General features: G+C 45.0%; 14 protein-coding genes. 12 read left to right on the plus strand and 2 right to left on the minus strand.

The annotated features are described in order from the left end of the window. Window positions 1–512: 512 nt before the first annotated feature. From PGQ38_RS16235 to PGQ38_RS16245, 3 genes are all read left to right on the plus strand, one after another. Window positions 513–716, plus strand: a complete 204-nt coding sequence (locus PGQ38_RS16235) for a hypothetical protein (protein WP_270432652.1) — start codon at window positions 513–515, stop codon at window positions 714–716. A gap of 220 nt (window positions 717–936) precedes the next feature. After that, window positions 937–1569 (plus strand): DUF5052 family protein, encoded by a 633-nt coding sequence (locus PGQ38_RS16240; protein WP_270432654.1) that lies wholly within the window; start codon window positions 937–939, stop codon window positions 1567–1569. A 69-nt stretch (window positions 1570–1638) separates the two neighbouring features. After that, window positions 1639–2457, plus strand: a complete 819-nt coding sequence (locus tag PGQ38_RS16245; RefSeq protein WP_330674524.1) for a glycosyltransferase family 2 protein — start codon at window positions 1639–1641, stop codon at window positions 2455–2457. A 4-nt stretch (window positions 2458–2461) separates the two neighbouring features. Here PGQ38_RS16245 and PGQ38_RS16250 read toward each other — a convergent pair whose 3' ends face one another. Then, window positions 2462–3280, minus strand: coding sequence for a helix-turn-helix domain-containing protein (locus PGQ38_RS16250; RefSeq protein WP_270432656.1), 819 nt, complete (start codon window positions 3278–3280; stop codon window positions 2462–2464). A 164-nt stretch (window positions 3281–3444) separates the two neighbouring features. Here PGQ38_RS16250 and arfA point away from each other — a divergent pair, with 164 nt between their 5' ends. Further along, window positions 3445–4944, plus strand: coding sequence for an arabinosylfuranosidase ArfA (gene arfA, locus PGQ38_RS16255; protein ID WP_270432657.1), 1500 nt, complete (start codon window positions 3445–3447; stop codon window positions 4942–4944). Window positions 4945–4983: 39 nt separating this feature from the next. Continuing rightward, complete coding sequence (locus PGQ38_RS20890; RefSeq protein ID WP_416386763.1) at window positions 4984–5052, plus strand: DUF6783 domain-containing protein; 69 nt, start codon at window positions 4984–4986, stop codon at window positions 5050–5052. A 157-nt stretch (window positions 5053–5209) separates the two neighbouring features. Here the strand turns inward: PGQ38_RS20890 and tagD are convergent, their stop codons facing one another. Beyond that, window positions 5210–5599: a glycerol-3-phosphate cytidylyltransferase gene (gene tagD, locus PGQ38_RS16260; protein WP_118584161.1), complete on the minus strand. Its 390-nt coding sequence runs from the start codon at window positions 5597–5599 to the stop codon at window positions 5210–5212. A gap of 331 nt (window positions 5600–5930) precedes the next feature. Between tagD and sdaAB the strand changes: the two genes are divergently transcribed. From sdaAB to PGQ38_RS16295, 7 genes are all read left to right on the plus strand, one after another. Then, window positions 5931–6590, plus strand: coding sequence for an L-serine ammonia-lyase, iron-sulfur-dependent subunit beta (sdaAB, locus tag PGQ38_RS16265; protein ID WP_187566498.1), 660 nt, complete (start codon window positions 5931–5933; stop codon window positions 6588–6590). Window positions 6591–6720: 130 nt separating this feature from the next. After that, window positions 6721–7587 carry an L-serine ammonia-lyase, iron-sulfur-dependent, subunit alpha gene (gene sdaAA / locus PGQ38_RS16270; RefSeq protein WP_226838111.1) on the plus strand — a complete coding sequence of 289 codons (867 nt, stop codon included), beginning with the start codon at window positions 6721–6723 and terminating at the stop codon, window positions 7585–7587. A gap of 162 nt (window positions 7588–7749) precedes the next feature. Beyond that, entirely contained in the window at window positions 7750–8919 is a 1170-nt protein-coding gene (locus PGQ38_RS16275) for an acyltransferase family protein (RefSeq protein ID WP_270432660.1), read from the plus strand. 284 nt (window positions 8920–9203) lie between these two features. After that, complete coding sequence (locus PGQ38_RS16280) at window positions 9204–10535, plus strand: adenylyltransferase/cytidyltransferase family protein (RefSeq protein ID WP_148463607.1); 1332 nt, start codon at window positions 9204–9206, stop codon at window positions 10533–10535. 3 nt (window positions 10536–10538) lie between these two features. After that, window positions 10539–12818 carry a LicD family protein gene (locus PGQ38_RS16285; protein ID WP_204452420.1) on the plus strand — a complete coding sequence of 760 codons (2280 nt, stop codon included), beginning with the start codon at window positions 10539–10541 and terminating at the stop codon, window positions 12816–12818. An 84-nt stretch (window positions 12819–12902) separates the two neighbouring features. After that, entirely contained in the window at window positions 12903–14060 is a 1158-nt protein-coding gene (locus tag PGQ38_RS16290; RefSeq protein WP_195698936.1) for a LicD family protein, read from the plus strand. Beyond that, window positions 14057–15952: a thiamine pyrophosphate-binding protein gene (locus tag PGQ38_RS16295; RefSeq protein ID WP_270432663.1), complete on the plus strand. Its 1896-nt coding sequence runs from the start codon at window positions 14057–14059 to the stop codon at window positions 15950–15952. Before PGQ38_RS16290 ends, PGQ38_RS16295 begins: the two co-directional genes overlap by 4 nt. The last annotated feature ends 135 nt before the right edge of the window (window positions 15953–16087 follow it).

Consider the following 16087-nt stretch of genomic DNA (forward strand, 5'->3'; position numbering starts at 1 on the left):
TTTGCGAATCAAACAAAAAGACAATAATTATCCAAAACAAGATATCAACTAATGTAAAATTATTAGTACAAGCTGTGCCTGAAAGCCAGTAATTCATATTTTCTGATGCTTTTGAGTGAAACAAAATAGAACACTTGCAAACTCTAGATTGCAATGCTATTATAATGAAAAACATATTTTTAATATATACAATGGTATATCTCCCATCTGATTTATCTAATAATATTTCAGAAATTTATGCTTTTAAATCCGTTAAAAATGAAAAAAGCAGGAGTTCTGAATGTAATTGTTGGTTGTTGAATGTTAAATGAGGTTTGTACTCTCTGACGTTTTCCAAAAGAAGGAGCACCCGTCAACTCATATGCCGAATATACCGCTGCGAGCTCTTTTTTTTATATCGGCTGAGGCTGATCAAACAGGAAGTACAATCCAAAGGAGGTGGATTTGACATGTGTAAAGCGATTAAAGAGATGCTATGAGTTAGCAGACAAGAAGGAGAACAGGAAGGACGATTGGAAGGACGGCAGGAAGGGCGATTGGAAGGACGGCAGGAAGGGCGATTGGAAGGAAGACAGGAAGGACGATTGGAAGGTCAAGATGAAATGGCAACCTTGAGTGAGAAACTTATTTTGGCAGACCGTATCAGCGAGCTGTTAAAAGCAAGCACCGATCGGGAGTATCGAAATAAGCTACTGGTGGAGTTTGGGTTGGCGTGAGAATGGCGCTAAATCATGTGATTACATGATTTCTGTGCGTCGCGAAGCAGCTGCTGGCCTCGGAGTGAACAGATAAACTGAACTTAAATAATTTAAAATGTGGGACAGTGATTCATCTTGTGTTCTGTGATTTGTCATGCTACTATAAATCTGTAAGTATCTTTTGATACAAGTTATAGCGGAATCATATCCAACATAAAAACACATGGAGAGAAGAAAAATGCAAAAGAAAAAGAAGAGAATATTCGCAGTCCTTTTGTCTGCTATTCTGGTAGTTGCGCTCACCGGCTGCAGTAAGCTGGGTTCCATTATTAATGAAATTCATGGCTCATTGATCGGAAACAATTATACCGTATATACCTATGATAATTATGGGAATCAGACCTTGAAAACTTCTGGAAAGAAAATCAGCATTACCGGAAATAAAATCGAAACTGTCAGCTATGACAGCGATGGAAGAGCAGTAACCGGCTATGATCTGTCTTCAGTAATCACGATTACCATTGATGGAAAAGAAATCGAAAGCTGCGGAGACACCTGTGTATTTGTTCAGAAGGGGCTGGAACCGGAGGTGGATTTCTCATTGGACGAGGTCAACAGTAACGGTGGGAACGGAATCACGGATAATGCAGCTCTGGCAAGGGTTTTGAACCGGTACAAAAATGATTTCGGCAAATCCAGGGTTGTGGTCATCAAATCCCAGCTTGGACAGCCTATCGCCGCATTTTCCGGGGATAATGTCTATTGGGAAATTCCGGACGATCTGCCGAAAATGACAAAGCTTATGGTCGATGGGAAGGCACTGTACATACACCGGGTGAACTACCAGATTATTGATAAAGACCTTCTTTAAAGATAAGTGCGTATTTAAGAAATCGGATGTTTTATAATGATAGAAAGTGAAAGATAAGAGGAGTTACAAATGGAATTTACAGAACCAGGGCTACGAGTGAAAAATGCAGAAAAAATGCAGCAATCCAAGAGGGCATCAGGGGAAGAAATGCGACCAGCGGTATCAGTGATCATGCCCGTATATAATGGTGAGAAATACATCGCCCAGGCAGTGCAGTCTGTTTATGCGCAGAATATTCCCCTGGAGCTGATTGTCATTGATGACGGCTCTGTTGATGGAACCTGGGAAGCTCTCATTCCCTGGGAAAACAGACCGGATTTTGTTTATATAAAAAATGAGCGCAATCTCGGTGCTGCCGGTTCCCGTAATCGTGGTGTGTCTGTTGCGAAAGGCAGATATGTGGCATTTCTGGATGCGGATGACTGGTGGGAAGAGGGAAAGCTAGCGGCACAGCTGGCTGCTCTTGAAATGACCGGTGATGTAATCTGCTCCACAGGACGTGATCTCATGAATCCGGACGGAACCTTCACAGGCAAGTATATCTCGGTTAAATCCAGGCTGGACTATCATGAACTTCTGAAACACAACAGCATTAACTGTTCTTCCGTCCTGATTCTCCGTGAGGTGGCGCTGGAATTTCCCATGGAGCATGATGACAGCCATGAGGATTATATTACCTGGCTGCAAGTGGTGCGAAAATACGGACATGCCACAGGAATTAATAAGCCCTATCTGAAATATCGTCTGTCCCAGGGCGGAAAGTCAAGAAACAAAGCCAAATCTGCCATCATGACCTATCAGGTGTACCGTTACGTTGGCTATGGACCGCTGAGAAGTGCCTGTTTCTTTTTGTCCTATGCACTTCACGGAATCTGGAAATATCGTTAAAGTATCAATGGGGCTCTCCCATTTTCCTGCGCCATTGCAGGGGAGAGCATCCCGCCTGTTTCCTGAAATATCTGCTGAAATGGGAAAAATCTGAAAATCCGCACATCTGCGCAATCTGCTGGACAGTCAGTGCTTCATTTGTCAGCAGGTTCTTTGCCTTATCCATACGAATCTGAAGCAAATCTGCATGAGGGGTACTCTGGAAAAATTTCTGATAGCAGGAATAGAACTGGCTTTTTTCCAGACTGACCTTTTTACAAAGCTCTGTGGTGTCCCATGGCTTAGCGTAGTTCGTGAGCATTTCCAGCCGAAGCTTTCGAAAAGCAGGATAAAGACTGTCTCCTTCCGCGCCGCTTCCATGCATCTGATGGCTTTTAAGTCCCCTTGCAATCGTAATCATAAGCTGCTGAAAGAGAGTATACTCGTATTCATCGGAAAATAAATCATTTGCTATATGTTCTTTGTGAAGGAGCCGGATGCAGGCGTCAATTTCTTCACAGTTTCCCGGATAAAAAACAGTATTAAGCGGGATTCCATATTGTTTTTTCAGATCTGCCTTACAGGAAAAATGAAGGTAGCTGTTCCGGAATCTGTGAACAGCCTTATAATGCTGCTCATATCCGGGAGCATAGAGGATACATGCATTTTCCTTGGAAATATTGAGCTTTTTGTCCAGATAAACCTTCATAGGTGTCTTAAAAAGCAAAAACAGATAGTCTCCGCTTCCATTGGGACGGTAGATCTGATCATAATCAGGGTTTGAATAGTTGTATTCGCAGAACTGAATGGAAAAATCCCTGTCTGCAGATTCGTGAAAATTCATGATCCGGACTCCTTTCACCATTTTTTTCACTGTAATCGTTATCGGAAAAAAAGTCAACTATATCGGAAGAAAAAAACTGGTAAAAAAATCGTATGCCATTAAAATAATAGATACATAAAGAGCAGAAAAATGCCATACAACTGGCACCATATAAGGAGGACACCATGAAAAAAGCACAGATCATCATCGATAAATATTTCCTCACCGGCAAGGTGGATAAGCGGATTTTCGGTTCTTTTATTGAACAGCTGGGACGTGCTGTTTATGAAGGAATCTATCAGGAGGGCAGCCCGCTGTCTGACGAGCAGGGCTTTCGTAAAGATACTCTGGAACTGGTAAGGGAACTTCAGGTTCCGATTGTCCGTTATCCGGGAGGCAACTTTGTTTCCGGTTTTAAATGGGAAGACAGTGTTGGACCAAAGGAGCTAAGACCTGCCAGACCGGAACTTGCCTGGGGTGTGATCGAGAACAATCACTTTGGCCTGGACGAGTTCGTGGACTGGGCGAAGAAAGCAGACACAGATATTATGATGGCAGTGAATCTTGGAACAAGAGGACCGGAGGAAGCCAGAAATCTTCTGGAATACTGTAATTTTAAGGGCGGTACCTATTACAGCGACATGCGCAAGACCAACGGTCATGCAGAGCCGCACAACATTAAAACCTGGTGCCTGGGAAATGAAATGGATGGTCCATGGCAGATGGGACACAAGACTGCATATGAATATGGAAGAACAGCAGCAGAGACTTCCCGTATTATGAAAATGCTGGATCCGGAGATCGAGACAGTTGCCTGCGGAAGCTCCAATCTGATGATGCCGACATTTGGAGATTGGGAGTACACGGTTCTGGACGAATGTTACGATCTGGTGGATTACATGTCCCTTCACCAGTATTACGGCAATGCTGCTGATGACACCCCTGATTTTCTTGCAAATTCCAAAGGGATGGATGACTTTATTTCCGGCGTAGTCAGCATCTGCGACGCTGTCCGTGCGAAAAAGCATGGCAAAAAGCGCATTAACCTTTCCTTTGATGAGTGGAATGTGTGGTATCACAGCAATGCAGCCGACGAGAAACTGGAAAAATGGGGACAGGCTCCACATCAGCTTGAGGATATTTATAATTTTGAAGATGCCCTTCTGGTTGGAAGCATGCTGATCACTTTACTTCGCCATGCAGACCGTGTGAAAATGGCATGCCTGGCACAACTGGTAAATGTAATCGCGCCGATCATGACCTCCGATACAGGTGCATGGCGCCAGACCATCTTTTATCCATATATGTACACAAGCATTTTCGGACGAGGAACTGTGTTGAATACACAGGTACTGGCTCCGGTATACGACAGCAGGAATTACTGTGATGTTTCCTATCTGGATTCTGTGTGCGTATGGAATGAGGAGAAAGATACTCTTACAATTTTTGCAGTGAATAAAAGTCTTGAGGAAGATCTGGAGGTAAGCTGCGATTTGCGCCAGTTTGAAAGCTATCAGGTGAAAGAACATATTGTACTTACTGATGACGATATGAAAGCTGTAAATACAGAAGCGGATCCCGAAAAGGTTGTGCCTGTGAAATCCGCTGCAAGCCGGATTGACGGCGGTAAATTAAGTACTGTGCTTGGAAAACACAGCTGGAATATGATCCGTCTTGCTAAGTAGTCCGGGATAAATATTTGCAGATGCTGTGTTAGAGCGCGTTTGAAAAATCATTCCTGCAATCTGCACGCCCCACTTTGTGGTATATTTTGCCCGAATTCAGCTGTGTAGTTTGCTGAAATGTTTTCATCTGGGCAAAATGTCCCGCACATTCTGCAAATCGTTTTTGGGGAAGCGTGCACATTGTTGTCATGAAATAAAAAAGTCAGAGATTTCGTAACCTGCATGAATCATACGAAATCTCTGACTATATAATTACCAATGCTTCCTACTTCTGCAGATCCGCCTTAATCTGCGTAGTAGAAATCTCAGGTGTCCTCGGAAGGTACACCACGTCACAGTAAGGCTTCAGAAAGTCAAACTTCCCTTCCCAATCGTCACCCATAACAAAGGTATCTACGTGGTATTCTTTAATATCACTTACCTTCTGCTCCCAGTTCTCCTCCGGAATTACCAGATCTACGTAGCGGATGGCTTCCAGCAGGGATTTCCTTTTTTCATAAGAGAAATAGCATTTTTTATGCTTCTCGTTCCAGTTAAATTCATCTGTAGATAAAGCTACGATCAGGTAGTCGCCATAAGCTTTCGCCCTGCGCAGCAGATTAATGTGCCCATAGTGAAGTAAATCAAAGGTACCGTAAGTAATCACTCGTTTCATGAATTGTGTGCCTTTCATAAAGAAATCTGAAAATAGTCTTGCCGGAATGGTTCCAGGCGATTTACATAGGACTATTTTACCACAGTCCAGGTAGAAAGGAAACATAAGATTATTTATCGGGAGTATTGTGCATTGCGAAGCGCGTTACTGTGAATGGAGTGAACAGTAAACAAGAAGTAAACAGTTACCCTTTATCCATGTTGTAAAAGGTATGTTTTAATGTTAAGATGGAACAATAACAGTGCAGATGTGAGCGGTAACGTGAAAACATCTGCAGGCTGCCGGAAACGAAAAAAGGCAGCGGATGAATAAAAGGAAGAGGAAAATAAGTATGAATGTATTTGACATTCTGGGGCCGGTTATGATCGGACCGTCCAGCTCACATACTGCGGGAGCAGCCCGGATCGGTCTGATGACAAGGGCTCTTCTTGGAAAAACTCCGGTGAAAGCGCACATATTTTTGCATGGTTCTTTTGCGAAAACCTATAAGGGACACGGCACGGATAAGGCTCTTGTAGCGGGAATACTGGGAATGCAGACAGATGATGAGCGTATCCGCTTTTCACTTGATGTGGCGAAAAAGGAGGGACTGGAAATCCAGATCGAGACTGGTGAACTGGAGGATACGCACCCGAATACTGCGGAGATCACTTTGACTGCAGCAGACGGGGAAAAAGTGTCTCTTCGGGGCAGCAGTATTGGCGGGGGGAATATCCTGATCACCCGGGTGAATGGAATGGAGGTTGCCCTTACCGGGCAGAATCCAGCTTTGATCGTGCTTCACAAGGATGCACCAGGGACGATTGCTGCAGTTACAGAGCTGATGGCAGAGTATGGGGTGAATATCTGCAATTTCCACCTGGCGCGTGAGACCAAGGGTGGTGTGGCGGTAATGACTATCGAGAGCGACAGTCACTTTGTCCCGGAACTCAATGAGAAGATTAACCGGCTGGAGAATATATATTCCAGTACGATGTTAGAACGTGTATAAATTGCTATTTAGTTGGTTGAAGTTCCTATCGACATACAGCATTTGGGCAATGTGTCCCTTTTTGAAAAACATCTCACCCCACTAAAAATACGGTAAAGGAGAATTCACTGTGGATCTAAACTACCACTCAATGGAATCCCTGCTGAAGGCAGCGAAGGAGAACAACTGTCGTCTGTCCGCTTTGGTTCTGGAGCAGCAGGCGGAGCAGATGGAACTGCCGAAGCAGGAAATATATGAAAAAATGAGGGAAAACTATCGGGTTATGGCATCCTGTATCCAGCCTGGCAGCGCCCCGGATCTGAAAAGCACAAGCGGCCTCACTGGTGGAGATGCCTATCGCATGCGCACTGCTGTAGAGCAGGGGAAAAATCTTACAGGCCCCCTTCTTGGAGGAGCCCTCTATCGTGCACTTGCAGTATCAGAACTGAACGCTTCTATGGGAAGAATCGTAGCAGCGCCTACAGCAGGAAGCTGCGGCATTGTACCGGCAGCTGTACTCACCATGCAGGAGCAGTACCAGCTTACAGAAGAGGAATGCGTCATGTCTCTTTTTACAGCATCTGCAGTAGGAATGGTAATTGCCAATAATGCTTCACTTGCAGGAGCGCAGGGAGGTTGTCAGGCTGAGTGCGGTTCTGCATCTGCCATGGCAGCGGCGGCAATTGTGGAACTAGCCGGCGGCACACCTGATATGATCCAGTCAGCAGTAGCCACTGCTCTAAAAAATATTCTGGGTCTTGTATGTGACCCAGTTGCAGGGCTGGTTGAAATTCCATGCATTAAGAGAAATGCATCAGGCGTAGCAGGGGCGTTTGTGGCAGCAGAGCTGGCTCTGGCCGGAATCCGAAGTGCAATTCCGGCTGACGAGGTGATCTGGACTATGAAAAAGGTAGGAGATGTGATGCCCACTGCCCTTAAAGAAACAGCAGAGGGTGGCCTGGCGGCAACACCTACAGGGCGCAAACTGCACCAGCAGGTTTTTGGAGAAATGAAATAATACATTATTGCGGTTCATCGGCAACACAAAACCACAGGAAAATATTTCAAAACACGTTAAAATATTAAAAAGTCATTCCAAAAACCACAAAAATATGTTATCCTTTATTCATAAAACTGACATGTCTGAAAATAATTATGTCAAAGTATAAAGGTGGCTAAAATGAGCAAGAATACGAAGGAACAGGAAATCCCATATTCCTACCTTGTGGATAATATAAAAATATTTTTAATTTTTCTGGTGGTTTTTAATCACATTATTGCATTCCAGCTGGTTAAAGCAGATCAGGTTGTTCGTTTTGTGTGGTATGGAATTACCATATTTCATATGCCGGCGTTCATATTTATTTCCGGTTATCTGTCCAAGAAGCCTCAGGATGTGATGAAGAATGTTAAGAATTTATTGATTCCATATATTCTGGGCTATACACTTACCTGGGCAGCGCAGATCTGGCTGGGAAATAAAATGGATTATGAACTGCTCCGTCCTTCCGGAACCGTTATGTGGTATGTGCTTGCGTTGTTTGCATACCGTCTGACCATAGAAGCATTTGGAAAAATAAGGTTTATTGTACCTCTCAGCATTATTTTTGCGTTGTGGGCAGGAACCAGAATGGAATTCAGTACATTTTTATCAGCTTCAAGAATTGTGGTATTTTTCCCGTTTTTTGTGGCAGGATATTTATGGAAGAATGAATACACCAAGGTGATCCGCAAATTTAAAGGCAAGATCGTGGTTGCACTTTTCGTGATCATTCTGCTGTTTGTGGCGACCAATTATATGATCGGAAATAATATTCCGGTAGACCTTTTCCGAGGCAATCATTCCTATCTTGCAAGTGGAATGGACAATGTGCAGGGAATGGTAGTCAGAGGAATGATGTATCTGATTTCCTTTACGGTTATTTTCGCATTGCTGGTGCTGATGCCAGATAAACGCCATCCATTTATTTTCCTGGGAAGAAACACAATGGGAATTTACTTTTTCCATTATCCCATCATGATTCTGATGAACGGACTTATGATCCTGAATATTCCGCAGCTGATGAATGTATGGGCGTTATTTGGAGTGTCAGTTCTGTTTGTACTGATACTTGGAAGTCTTCCGGTGGACTGGGTCTATACCAATGTTATGGGGCTGATCACCTTCATTCTTTTTAAACGTGAGAAGAAGGTTGAGGATGAAGGTCTGGAAGACGAATATGATAGTGAAGAGGAGGATCGGTTTGCAGTACTGGCTCAGCGAAGAATGGCTATTGAAGAGCTGGCTGCCACATGGGATACCTCCTTTGATGCAGAAGAGAAAGAAGATCATGAAGAAGGGCAGTCCTGACGGATTGTCTTTCTTTTCTTATTAAGAAAGAGACAGCAGTTCAGTTGTTTCACAGCAAAAAAAGAGTTATATTTTTGTTAAACCCGGAAATATTTTTGTAAAGCAGATATTCTTTCATAATGACTTACTATGCAAACTGTGTTATACTAAATGTATTTATTAGTCCCGGACGGCAGCTGGTTCGGATTTGTTGCTGTTCAGGCTATGAACAGTAACCGGGGGAATGAAAGGGAGTATTTTACTGCAGGGTGAAGCTGACAGCAGGGCTTTTAAGGGGAAATACGATGAAAAAAGTAATCACTTACGGAACTTTTGATCTGTTCCACGAGGGACATTATAATATTTTAAAAAGAGCGAAAGCATTGGGCGATTATCTGATCGTGGGCGTGACCAGCGAGAGCTACGATATTGAGCGTGGTAAGCTGAACGTGCGGGACAGCCTTCTGAAAAGGATTGAGAATGTACGCCGTACCGGTTTTGCAGATGAGATCATCATCGAGGAGTACCAGGGGCAGAAGCTCAGCGATATCATCAAGTATAAGGTAGACCTTCTGGTACTTGGTTCTGACTGGCGCGGCAAATTTGACTACCTTAAGAATTACTGTGATGTGGTGTACCTGGAGCGTACCAAGAATATTTCCAGCACCAAGCTGCGCGGTGAGGGAACTACTTACACCGTGGGTGTAGTTACAGATAATGACCAGGATAATGGGATCGTGTGGGAGACAAAATATGTCAGCGGTCTTCATGTAGAGTGCGTTTTTTCTGAGAATGCAGAGGCAGCGGAGTCGTTTTGTGACAAATATGAATTGGATTCCTACTACAGTGTGGAGGCAGATAATGGGGAATGGCAGCAGGGATTTGACTGCTTTTTGTCCCAGGTAGACATAGTTTATATCAAGACCGAGCAGCCTAAGAGGGAGAAATACATCCGCAGATCCCTGGAGCTTGGAAAATATGTGATAAGTGACGCTCCTATGACGAATAATAAGGAGAAGCTGAAGGACCTGTTTGCACTTGCAGCAGCCCGTCATGTACTTCTTGTGGAGAAAATAAATCTGGTGTATCTGCGAGCCTTTAACCAGCTTGTCTGGCAGACACACAGCGCCTTGGTGGGCGATATTGTGTGTGTGAAATGCTCTATTTCCCAGGACCATTTCGAAGGAGGAAGAAGTTTTTCCGAAACTGCAGTTCTGCCTTTGTGTGCTATTATCAAGATACTGGGCAGAAATTACCAGGAAGTGAATTCCAATGTGGTGAAGGACAGATCTGGAAACTGCATTTACGACATGATTACCATGAAATATCAGGATGCTCTTGCCACAATCGAGATTGGCACCACAGTAGATGTGGAGGATGAGTTTGTTGTGATCGGTACGAAAGGCCGTGTGACCATCCCGGGAGACTGGTGGAATACAGGATATTTTGAGGCAAAGATAGACGACAGCAAGGGACTGAAGCGGTACTGCTTTAACTTCGAAGGCAATGGCCTCCGTTACCTTTTGCAGGAGCTGCTTATTATGATCAGTGATGAGAGAACGGAATGTACCAGACTTTTTAATGAGGAATCAGAGACTCTGGCAGACATTCTGGAAATCATAAACCAGAGAGGATAACCAATGACAGAGAAACAGGAACATCTGCTGCAGCTTTTTCGTGAGCTGGATGAGATCTGTAAAAAGAATAATCTGAGATATGTAATGGCGGGAGGAACGGCCATCGGTGTTGTGCGAAACGAGGGATTTATTCCCTGGGATGATGATGTGGACATCTATATGCCCAGAGACGACTGGAACAAACTGGTGGAAATTTCCGGCTCCGTGCTTCCGGAGCACCGCGCCCTTCAGTGTGTGGATGTAGACCGCAGCTATACCAATACTTTTCCACGGTATGTTGCTACGGACAGCTGCGCCCTTCATAAGCATCAGATTATCGGCAGGGACAGTGCCGGTGAGATCATCGATGTGCTCACCCTGGATCCCATTCCCGCAGATGATAAGGAATATGAGAAATACAGAACTCATATGATGATCTACTCTGAGCTGGTAAATATGGTAGTTGTATATGGTGCACGCTGGGAAATTCCGGTGACTGCCTATCTGCGCTGGCTTTTTTCCTATACATTTCTGGGAAAAGACCGCACATTGAAGAAACTGGAAAAGATCATGTATTCCTATAAGGAAGAGGATTGTCCGCGCTATGCAATGCGCTGGGGCGGCTGTCCGTTCCTTTTTGATAAGGACATGATGTTTCCTGTGAAATATATGAACTTTGAGAACACAGAGGTAATGGTGCCGCACAGAATGAGTGACTATCTGATCTGGCATTACGGAGATGAATGGTCCTATATTCCGCCCCATGGGGAAAGAGAATCCCACGATGCGGTTACGGTAGAGGGAATTACCTATAAAGAGCTTCGGGATGATTATCTGCCGGGAATCCGCAAGGGCAGGCTTCGCAGAGATTCCATCTGGCGCAAGATATATTCTCTTGCAGGTGCGAAGCGGAACCACCGCCTTCAGTATAAGCGCAATCTTCTGCTGGCAAAAAGTACGGTGATGGATCTGGAGGCGCGCATTTCAGAAAGCAGACACAGCCTGAAGGAATTGGTAGAAAAGCGTGACTTTTCCCAATTAAATGAAATCTTTACAAAATATTACCAGGTCCAGCTGAGTTCTGCGTTTATCGGCAGGGAGGATTTTGGAGGGATCTATGCTTTTTATCATCCTGTTTTGCTGGAAGTCAGTGATGTGACCTTTTATGCGGCAATGCTGACGCTGGTTTATACAGAACGGATCGGGAAAGCATGGAGAATGCTGGTGGTGAAGGAGCAGACCGGTACATTCCCTTCTGAACTGGCCCAGTTGAAATCTGATATTGAACTGTTTCGAAGAGCAGTCTGCGATTATGAATTTAAGCGTTATCAGGAAGCGGAGGATACGATGGTGCCGTTGATGGAACGGTATCCGGAAGTGCCGGGATTTGTGAAATTTAAGAGCCGTTTTCTTATGGAACGCGCCCGCAATGGAATTGATATGGTGGAAGCGGAGCTTTATATTGATGAGGCGCTGCGGCTTTTCCCGGAGGACGGGTATTTCCTGAAATACCAGGGAGAACTGCTCTGGATGAAGGGCAAATGTGCGGATGCTCTGGAAGTTTTTGCAGATGCCCGTGAAAAAACAAATAATGGAATTACCCAACTGGAGTTGGATAAGTTTCTGAATCCTTATGGCAGGGAGACGGTGAAGACCTGTCAGCAGCTTCTGGATGTTGGACAGAAGGATGGGGCGATGAAGCTTATGGCTTTGTGGTACAGACTTCTGCCGGAGAATCCTTCTGTGCGGGAATATTATTATTTGGCCCGCGCAAGTGTTGCGAAAAAGCGTTCTGAGGTGGAAGAACTGATCGGGGAAATTCTGAAGCGCATTGATGCAGAGCGTGCAGAGAGTCCGGGTGAGAACAATGACATCCAGATCTATAAGCGTGCACTGACAAAAGCATGGGAGCGCCTGGGCTATCCAGGTGAGCTGGCAAGGGTTCGCACAGATCTGGTTTACACCAGTGAGGCGGATGATCTGGAATGGCTGGCAGAACGTGCCAAGGACGGACAGATCCGCAAGGAAAAACGAGCCCAGGTGTACAAGGTAATTGGAGATGTGAGAAGAAAACAGGGACAGACGGAGGCAGCGTTCCAGAACTATCTGGAGGCACTGCGGCAGAATGGAAGCGGTTTTGTGCGAACGGAGCTTTCCAGAATATTTCTCACAGATCTGTATGAAGGAAGCAAGAGAGCAGCCGTATATGCAAAAGCCGGAGATGCTTCTGAGTTTTTGAATCAGTGGCTTGGAAAGTATGGAAGTATAGAAGAGATACAGCAGCTTGTGAAAGAATGCTTGTGACACACATCTCGCAGAAAGCCTTTTTCAAACAGGCGTTGGTAACAGTGTGATCACTATGAACAGACAGATGGGAGCAGACATAGCTTGAACAGAGAAATAAAAGAAGTTGTAAAGCTTCTGGCCGAAATAGATAAAATATGTAAAAGAGAAGGAATTCCTTATTATCTGGGACCACAGCTTACTTTGTGCTGTGTTACCGGGCAGGAGATCACCAGCCCTCATGCAGGTGTGGTCTATATGCGGACTGCGGATATGGAGCGCTTTCGTCTGGCTGTGGAGAAGGAGACTCCGGATGGCAGAATTGTAGAATCCATGAATAACAATAAGCGTTTTTATGGATTTTTCCTTCGCTATACAGATCTGGATACGTTGTGCTTCCGTCTGAATGAAGGCAGGAACTACAAATATCCGGGTATGGGAGTGGATATTCTGCCCCTGCGTGGAAAACAGCGTTCCAGACTCGCTCATTTGTGGACAAGAGCCCAGGAAGTGGGATGGAATGAGCTGGCTGATTATTATGGAGACCGAAAAGGCAGGAAAAAGGCAATCTGCCGTTTTGTCATGAGGCTTCGCCTGGTCACAGGACGTGCCCGTCTGGGAAAAAGCCTTTACCGCATGCTCTGTAAAAGGATGAATGTGGAGGATACCCAGGAATATGTAGTTCGCCTGAAGAAAAAGGCAGTGTATTTTCCAAGGGAAATTTTTGATGAGACAGAAACTGTGGTGATCGATGGCAGGAAGTTTCCGGTGCCGGGAGATACTTATACGTATCTTCAGAAGTATTATGGGGAAGACTACCAGGAGAAGGTTCTGGATAATTATACAGTGAAGCTGTCGGAAATGGTCAGTGCCAGGATCCGATTCGAGGATTATTTTCAGGAAGTGGGAAGTCAGAAGAGCCTGATCCGGAAGCGAAGCCATGCCCGACGAAAGCAGGGACATGCCAACCAGAAAAAGGAATATCTGAACTGGAGCTGGAATTATGTGAAATTCTGTGCATCCAAGATTGAACTGGAGAAATATTATCTGGATAACAAAGAGTATATTATAAATCTTTATAAGAATAAAGATTATCCGGCTTTGGAAAAAGTTTTTGTCCCATATACAAAGGCTATGGTGAAGAGCCTTAAGAATGACGAGGTGTTTATTCCGGATGAGGAGCTTCAGCATATTTATCTGGATATGTTGGGGGTAGCAGGAAGGACAAATCTGAAAAAAAAGGTGGAGAAATTCTGGAAATGAAAGTAACGGATTATATTGTTGAGTTTTTACAGAGAAAAGGGATTCATGATTTCTTTGGATACCAGGGAACCATGATCGCCCATCTGGTTGATTCTATAGAGAAAAATCCTCATACCAGAAGCCATTCCAGCTATCATGAGCAGGGAGCGGCTTTTGCAGCATGTGGATATGCCCAGGCGGGGGAACGGTGTGCATGTGCTTATGCGACCAGCGGCCCGGGTGCTGCGAATCTGATTTCAGGAATCGCAGACGCTTATTTCGATTCCCTTCCGGTTGTTTTTCTTACTGGTCAGTTGAATACTTATGAGTATTCCGGCATCCCGGGACTTCGGCAGCAGGGCTTTCAGGAGATTGATATTGTTGCCATGGCGAAGCCTGTGACCAAGTATGCAGTACAGATCCGGGAAGACGAGGATATTGTAAAAGAACTGAATAAAGCTTATCATATTGCGAATTCTGGTCGGAAGGGGCCGGTATTGATTGATCTTCCTATGAATATACAGCGGGGGGATGTAAAAAATCCGGTTTATGACATAAGTCTGGATGAGATGGGATTTGGTGCAGCTTGCGAGAGCAACATGGAAGCAACTGCAAACAGCTGCGGAGCAGCAGGCGTGGACATGGCAATGAAGCCGGACGACAGTGGAGTGTTAGAGTCTGCAAAAATGGCAGACTGTGAAATATCAGCTTGTGCTGTTTCTGCAGCAGATGCAATCCGTGAAGCTCTGGATAAAGCACAGCGTCCAGTAATCATGTTAGGACATGGAGTCAGCGACAAAGCAGTTCGCGACCAGTTATTTACTCTGGCACGCCAGTGGAAAATACCAGTGATCACAAGCGTGTTGAAAATGTCAGCACTACCGTGGGACGATCCGCTGAATTTTGGATGCATCGGAGGCGCTTACGGACATCGCTATGCCAATATGATCGCCAATGCGAAAAGTGACTTGCTGATTTGTCTTGGCATTTCCCTTTGCACCCGTCAGATTGGTACGAAAGTTCATGAGTTCGCGAAAAATGCGAAAATCATCCGAGTAGATATTGATAACTATAATTTGCAGCGAAATATTCACGAAAATGGAATTGATGAAATGAAATTCTGTGCAGATGCTGCAGAGGTGATTCGGGCAATGGCAGAAAATGCGGAAAGTGCAGGGAGTGCAGAATCTGATGGTTCGATGGTTTATGATTTCAGTGAATGGCTGGCTGTGTGCGCCGATATAAAGAAATCTTTGCGCGCAGTAGATGATTCCACCCCGGAACGTTATCCGAACCGTATGATCGCAGCTTTAAGCGACGCTCTTGCAGACACTTCCGCAGTAGCAGTTGACGTAGGACAGCATATGGTATGGAGCTACCAGTCCTTCCATAACCAGAAAGACCAGAAGCTTCTTTTCTCCGGCGGACACGGAGCAATGGGCTATGCTCTTCCAGCAGCAATCGGAGCTTATTACGCCACCGGAAAGCCAGTAGCCTGCATTTGCGGTGACGGCGCATTCCAGATGAACATTCAGGAACTGGAGTGGGTCAAGCGTGAGAATCTTCCTATTACCATGATGGTAATGAACAACCACGCCCTGGGAATGATCCGCCACCTCCAGCGCGACTACTTTGAGCAGGTCTATGCTGATACCTCAGAAGGCAGCGGCTTCTCGTCCTGCAACTTCGCAGAGGTAGCCAAAGCTTATGGAATCAGCAGTGCCTGTATGGATGCTAATGAGGTTGCTGAAAAAGCGGCAGACTTTTTACATGGCACCGAAGCGCCGAAACTCCTTGAAATTCGCCTGGAGCCCGGCACCTTCGCTTATCCCAAGACCTGCCTGGGCGAACCCATCCACAATCAGCAGCCGTATATCCCGAAGGACGTCTACGACAGACTGATGGATTTATAAAAAATAAATTTATAAGAACCGGGCTATTTTCAATAACACATTGAAAGTATGACCTGGTTCTTGTTATCATAGAGAATAACGAAATTGTTATTTAGTTGATTAAAAGTTCTTTAATGCGGACGCATTTGGACAATG

It is taken from the genome of Blautia faecis (assembly GCF_027662325.1).
Taxonomy (GTDB): Bacteria; Bacillota; Clostridia; order Lachnospirales; family Lachnospiraceae; genus Blautia_A; species Blautia_A faecis.

Bases quoted from the DNA above. Each gene is read 5' to 3' on its own strand.
- PGQ38_RS16240 (WP_270432654.1), top strand. From the start codon at position 937: ATGCAAAAGAAAAAGAAGAGAATATTCGCAGTCCTTTTGTCTGCTATT.
- PGQ38_RS16245 (WP_330674524.1), top strand. From the start codon at position 1,639: ATGGAATTTACAGAACCAGGGCTACGAGTGAAAAATGCAGAAAAAATG.
- PGQ38_RS16250 (WP_270432656.1), bottom strand. From the start codon at position 3,280: ATGAATTTTCACGAATCTGCAGACAGGGATTTTTCCATTCAGTTCTGC.
- arfA (WP_270432657.1), top strand. From the start codon at position 3,445: ATGAAAAAAGCACAGATCATCATCGATAAATATTTCCTCACCGGCAAG.
- tagD (WP_118584161.1), bottom strand. From the start codon at position 5,599: ATGAAACGAGTGATTACTTACGGTACCTTTGATTTACTTCACTATGGG.
- sdaAB (WP_187566498.1), top strand. From the start codon at position 5,931: ATGAATGTATTTGACATTCTGGGGCCGGTTATGATCGGACCGTCCAGC.
- sdaAA (WP_226838111.1), top strand. From the start codon at position 6,721: ATGGAATCCCTGCTGAAGGCAGCGAAGGAGAACAACTGTCGTCTGTCC.
- PGQ38_RS16275 (WP_270432660.1), top strand. From the start codon at position 7,750: ATGAGCAAGAATACGAAGGAACAGGAAATCCCATATTCCTACCTTGTG.
- PGQ38_RS16280 (WP_148463607.1), top strand. From the start codon at position 9,204: ATGAAAAAAGTAATCACTTACGGAACTTTTGATCTGTTCCACGAGGGA.
- PGQ38_RS16285 (WP_204452420.1), top strand. From the start codon at position 10,539: ATGACAGAGAAACAGGAACATCTGCTGCAGCTTTTTCGTGAGCTGGAT.
- PGQ38_RS16295 (WP_270432663.1), top strand. From the start codon at position 14,057: ATGAAAGTAACGGATTATATTGTTGAGTTTTTACAGAGAAAAGGGATT.